The 5,607-nt window shown below is 72.6% G+C and carries 4 protein-coding genes; all 4 read right to left on the bottom strand.

The window, feature by feature from the left end:
- Positions 1-31: 31 nt before the first annotated feature.
- The gene (locus tag B7P34_RS34760) at positions 32-1,606 is read right to left on the bottom strand and encodes an alpha/beta hydrolase (RefSeq protein WP_106682132.1); all 1,575 of its coding nucleotides are present in this window, start codon (positions 1,604-1,606) and stop codon (positions 32-34) included.
- 52 nt (positions 1,607-1,658) lie between these two features.
- The gene (locus B7P34_RS34765) at positions 1,659-2,768 is read right to left on the bottom strand and encodes a hypothetical protein (RefSeq protein WP_146167017.1); all 1,110 of its coding nucleotides are present in this window, start codon (positions 2,766-2,768) and stop codon (positions 1,659-1,661) included.
- Positions 2,769-2,869: 101 nt separating this feature from the next.
- Positions 2,870-4,441 carry an alpha/beta hydrolase gene (locus B7P34_RS34770; RefSeq protein ID WP_106682134.1) on the bottom strand — a complete coding sequence of 524 codons (1,572 nt, stop codon included), beginning with the start codon at positions 4,439-4,441 and terminating at the stop codon, positions 2,870-2,872.
- An 81-nt stretch (positions 4,442-4,522) separates the two neighbouring features.
- The coding region (locus B7P34_RS34775) for an ABC transporter ATP-binding protein (RefSeq protein ID WP_146167018.1) at positions 4,523-5,607 on the bottom strand (1,085 nt) is incomplete at its 5' end.

Raw genomic sequence — 5,607 nt, forward strand, 5'->3', positions numbered from 1 at the left:
ATCCGCGGCAGCGGATCGCCCCCTCACAGCTTTACGAGCAGGTCGTGCCCTGCGCCGGGACCTTGCCGTCCAGGAGGTACGCGTCGACGGTGCGGACCATGCACGCGTTGCCGCTGTTGTACGCCCCGTGCCCCTCGCCCTTGTACGTGACCTCCGCGGCGACGCCCTTGCCGAGGCCCTCGGCCATCCGGTGCGCGCCCGCGTAGGGCGTCGCCGGGTCCCCCGTGTTGCCGATGACGACGATGGGCGCCGAGCCCTCCGCGCTGACGTCGATCGTCTTCCACTTGCCCTCGACGGGCCATCCCGTGCAGCTGAGGAGCGACCAGGCGGCGGCCTCCCCGAAGACCGGGGACGCGGCCCGGAACTCGGGCAGCAGGCGCTTCACGTCGTCGGCGGTGTAGCGCTGCTGGGAATCGGCGCAGGAGATCGCCCGGTTGGCCGGCTGGAGGTTGCTGTAGCGGCCGTCGGGGCCGCGCCCGCTCAGGAGGTCGTAGAGCACCAGCAGGGTGTCGCCCGTGCCCTTGTTCATGGCCTCCTGCAGGCCCTGCGTCAGGTACTTCCAGGTGTCCTTGGAGTACAGCGCGGACGCGATGCCGTTGACGGCCTCGTCCTGGGTCAGCTTGCGGCCCTGGCGGGTCGGCAGGGGCTGCCCGTCGAGCTTCTTGAGCAGGGAGACGACCCGGTCCTGGGTCGGGCAGGCGGCCGCCTGGGCGGAGGCGGCGCAGTCCTTGAGGTAGTCGCTCAGGGCGAGCTGGAAGCCCTTGGTCTGGCCGAGGTTGCCCTCGGCGGGGTCCTGTGTGGGGTCCACCACGGCGTCGAGCACCGCGCGGCCCACCTTCCCGGGGAAGAGATGGGCGTAGACGCCGCCCAGCTCGGTGCCGTAGGAGATGCCGAAGTAGTTGAGCTTGGCGTCGCCCAGGGCGGCCCGCAGCCGGTCCATGTCGCGGGCGGCGCTCAGCGTGTCGACGTGGGGCAGGACCTTCGCGGAGTTCTTGGCGCAGGCGTCCACGTACGCCTTGTTGGCCGCGAGGGCGGCCCGCTCCTCCTCCGCGTCGTCCGGGGTGCCGTCGATCTGGTTGGCGGCGTCGGTCTCCTTGTCGCCCAGGCAGCGCACGGTCGCGCTGTCGCCCACGCCCCGCGGGTCGAAGCTGACCAGGTCGTAGCGGTCGCGCAGCTTGTCGTAGCTGGTGGCCAGGCCCGGCAGGGTGGCCACGCCGGAGCCGCCGGGCCCGCCGAAGTTGAAGACGAGCGAGCCGAGGCGCTTGTCCTTGTCCCGCGCCTTCGCGCGGATCAGGGCGAGCTCGATCTGCTCGCCGCCCGGCTTCGCGTAGTCGAGGGGGACGGGGAGCTTCGCGCACTCCCAGTCCTTGCCGGGCGCCTTGCCGTCGAGGGAGGTGCCCTGAGCGACGCTGGGCGGGGGACAGGCCGTCCAGCGCAGCGGGGCGGCCGTGGCGGTGCCGCTGTCCTGGTCGCTGCTCCTGCTGCTCTTGGCGTCCCCGGAGTCCGGGGGGCCCGAGTCGCCGCAGCCGGAAGCGGCGAGGGCCGTCACGAGCGCGATGCCGGCGCCGAGGAGGGCGGTGGTGGCCCGAGGCCGAGAGGAGCTCATTCCCCCGACTGTACGGAGGTGAACGCGGCGGAGTCGCCGCCGCGCGGAGGCGTCACCCGGCGCGCAGGGGCGCACAACCCATATGAGCGGCCACCGCGTCCACGTAGAGCGGGAAGGCCTCGCGCGGGTCGTCCAGCCGGGTGTGGGTGCGGGCCGGGCCGCTGCGCATGGCGAAGACGGTGGGCCTGCCCCCGCAGTCCGCCCTGACCAGGGCGCCGGACGCGTCGATGCTGCCGTGCGCCCGCCAGCCGGGGGCGGGAGGGCGGTCGCCGGTGAGGCCGTCGAACAGGGCGACCAGACGGGGCCTGGCGGTGGCGGTGAAGCGGGCTGCCCAGGAGGCGGGGCCGGCGGCTGCGGCTGTGCCCGTTATGGCGCAGCTGTGGAAGTCGCTGTTCTCGGGGGAGCCGGTGCCGGTGCCGTGTGCCTCGGGCAGGCCTGCGATGGCGCAGCTCTCGTGGTCGGCGGTGGAGGGTGACGGCCGGTGGCTCAGGCGAAGTGGAGGGAGTGTGGTGCAACTCGTTGTCTGCGTGGCCCTGTTGGCCGCCTCGACCAGTAACTCGCCCGTCGTGGCGGGTGGGAGGGCCTTGGTGCTCTTGAGCGTCACCACTGACGGGCGGCCGTCCACGTCGCAGCTCTCCGGGAGCACGAGGGCGCCCGTGCCGGAGGCCGCGGTGAAGCCCGGTAAGCCGTCGGGAAGCGGGGTGTCTCCGCCCCCGAATAACTCGCCCAGCCACGAACGCCGTTCACTCTCCTCCCGCGGGCCCGAGCCCAGGTGGAGGTCGAGCCGCTGCTCGTACGCGCCGGAGCCCCGGCCCCCGTGCCAGCGGAGCGAGCACCGGCCGGTGAGGCGGCCGGGGCCGGGCGGAGCCTCGTCGGCGATGCGGTCGCGGTCGCCGCGGCGGAACGGGGCCTCGTCCTCGGGCCAGGCGCCCCAGCAGTACGCGCGCCCGCCGAGCGGGGTGGACTGCGTCTGCCAGAGCGCGACGAGGGCGGCCACCAGGGCGGCGATGGCCAGGGCGCCGGTGAGGGCCCTGGCCCTGCGGTGGTCGGGCGGCTCGCCGGTGGTGGGTGATGTTGTGGTGAGTGGTGTGGTGTCTGGTGTCGTGTGTGACGTCTTGCGTGGTGTGCTGTGCGGCACTTCGTCCCCCCGAACTCCGTTCACGTCCGCGGAACTGCTGTGCGGGCGATCGTAGTGCGAGCCACTGACATTCGACCCAGTTGATCGCGTCTCGTGCCCGTCACCGGTGATATGTGCTATGTGTGCTATGAGCAGATCTTGTCTGGTTCCGGCACCGTACCGTCCAGCAGGTAGGCGTCAACTGCCCCCTTGACACAGGCATTGCCGCTGTCGTAAGCGCCGTGCCCCTCGCCCCGGTAGGTCAGCTCGACGGCGACGCCCGGCCCGAGCTCCTGCGCCATGTGCTTCGCTCCCCCGTAAGGAGTGGCGGGGTCACCGGTGTTGCCGACGACGAGGATCGGCGCCGAGCCCTTCGCGCTCACGTCGGGCGTCTGCCACGCGCCCTTCACCGGCCAGCCCGTGCACTGCGTGAGGCTCCAGGCCATGAAGTCCCCGAAGACGGAGGACGCCTTGCGGAACTCCGGCACGCGCTGCTCGATCTCGGCCGCGGTGTAGCGCTGCGCGAAGTCCGCGCAGGTGATGGCGTTGAGGGAGGACTGGAGGGTGCTGTAGTGGCCGTCCTGGCCACGGCCGTTCATGGCGTCGCCCAGGGAGAGCAGGAGCCGGCCGTCGCCGTTCTCGGCGTCCTCGATGCCCTCGGTCAGGTAGTCCCAGAAGTCCTTCGAGTAGAGGGACTGCGCGATGCCGCCCGTCGCGAGGGAGCGGGTCAGGTCGCGGCCCGCCGCGCCGGGGATCGGCTTGGTGCCCAGGCGCTCCAGGAGGGCGCGGATCTGCGGCTCCGTCGGGCAGTTGTCCGACGTCTTCGCGCAGGCCCCCATGTAGTTGGTGAGGGCCAGCTCGAAGCCCTGGGCCTGGGCGAGGGCGCTCTGCACGGGGTCCGCGGCCGGGTCCACGACGCCGTCGAAAAGCGCGCGCCCGACTTTGTCCGGGAACAAGTGGGCGTAGACGCCGCCGAGTTCCGTCCCGTACGACACCCCGAAGTAGTGCAGCTTGGCGTCGCCCAGGACCTCGCGCATCAGGTCCATGTCGCGGGCCGCGTTCTCCGTGCCCACGTGGGGCAGGACCTTGCCGGAATTGCGCTCGCAGCCGGCGGCGTAGGCGGCCACCCGCTCCACCAGGGCCTTCTCCCCGGCCGGGCCGGACGGGGTGGCGTCCGCGGCGTAGTACGCGTCGAGCTGCCGGTCGTCCAGGCACGTGACGCCGCTGCTGCGGCCCACGCCCCGCGGGTCGAAACTGACCAGGTCGTAGCGGGTGCGGAGCTTCTTGTAGTCGTCGGCGAAGGCCGGGAGCGTGGCGATGCCGGAGCCGCCCGGGCCACCGAAGTTGAAGACGAGCGAGCCGATGCGGTGGGCCTGGTCCGTGGCCTTCGCCCTGATCAGGGCGATGTCGATGCTGTTGGCGTTGCTCCTGGGCTTCGCGTAGTCGAGCGGGGCGTGGAGCGTCGCGCACTCCCAGTCGGGGCCCGGGGCCCGGCCGGAGGAACCGCCCTCCGCGGCGGTGGGAGGTGGGCAGGCCTTCCAGGAGAGCGTTTGGCGGGCGGCATCCGCGTTCTGGGGCGGGGCGGTACGGGTGCTCTGTGCCTGTGCCTGCGCAGTGCTGCTCTGCGTCGTGCTGCTCTTCCCCGTGGTGCATCCCGTTGACGTGACCGCCAGGAGTGCGGCGGCCAGCACGCCTCCTGCCCGTGCGGATCTGATCACTCGTTCATCGTCCGGGCGGGGCGGTGGAGGTGCGCGCGGGGTGGGGCGTACGGGTTACTCGGGGAGTTTGTGGTTAACCCCCTACAGGGGGACGAAAGTGATCTCCGTGGCCTTGACGCTCACCCACACCGGTGTGCCCTCCGACAGCTTCAGCTCCGCCGCGGCGGCCGGAGTGATCTCCGCGACGACGTCCGGCTCACCCGACACGAGCACCCGCAGACGGCCGCCGTGCGCGGTGATCTCGCGGATCGTGCCCTGCCAGACGTTGCGGGGGCTTCCTGCGGTGGGCGGTGCGGTGTGGAGTGAGACCGCTTCCGGGCCCACCACGGCCAGGCCTGCGGCCGCTTCGTATTCGTACGGGCCGGCTGCCGTCTCGTGCGGGTCGCCTTCGCGGCGGGCGTCGGCCGTGACCAGGCTCGCGCCGTCGTCCAGGAGCAGGGTTCCCTCTGCCGTGGACTTGCCCGGCCACGCGTTCCGGCCCAGCATGCGGGCCACCCAGGGGGAGCGGGGGTGCCGGGTCAGTTCGGCGGGCGTCGCGTACTGGACGGTCGCGCCGTCCTCCAGGACGAGGACGTGGTCCGCCAGGGACACCGCCTCCACCGGGTCGTGCGTGACGATCAGGCAGACGCCGGGGAAGTCCGCCAGGTGGGTGCGGAGGGTGTGCCGGACCGCGGAGCGGGTCGACTGGTCCAGGGCGGCCAGGGGCTCGTCCAGGAGGAGCAGGCGGGGGCGGGCCGCCAGGGCTCTGGCGAGGGCCACGCGCTGGGCCTGGCCGCCGCTGAGGCTGCCGGGCTTGCGGTGGGCCAGGTCGCCCACGTCCAGGCGGGTCAGCCAGTGGTGGGCCTGGTGGTGGGCTTCTTTCCTGGGGACGCCCTGGGAGCGGAGGCCGTACGCGGTGTTGGCCACGGCCGTGAGGTGGGGGAAGAGGGCGGTGTCCTGGGGGACCCAGGAGATGTGGCGCTGGTGCGGGGGGCTTGCCGCCACGTCCTTGTCGCCGAGCGTCAGGGTTGTTGTCGTGGCGCGGTCCGTCAGGCCCAGCAGGGCGCGGAGCAGGGTTGTCTTGCCCGCGCCGTTCGGGCCTACTACGGCGATGGTGGTGCCGGGCTTTGCGGTGAGGGTTGTTGTCGTGGCGCCGGTGACCGTGGTGCGCAGGGGGTGCGGGGTGG

This window comes from Streptosporangium nondiastaticum (genome assembly GCF_003011965.1).
Taxonomy (GTDB): Bacteria; Actinomycetota; Actinomycetes; order Streptomycetales; family Streptomycetaceae; genus Streptomyces; species Streptomyces nondiastaticus.

Bases quoted from the DNA above. Each gene is read 5' to 3' on its own strand.
- B7P34_RS34760 (WP_106682132.1), bottom strand. From the start codon at position 1,606: ATGAGCTCCTCTCGGCCTCGGGCCACCACCGCCCTCCTCGGCGCCGGC.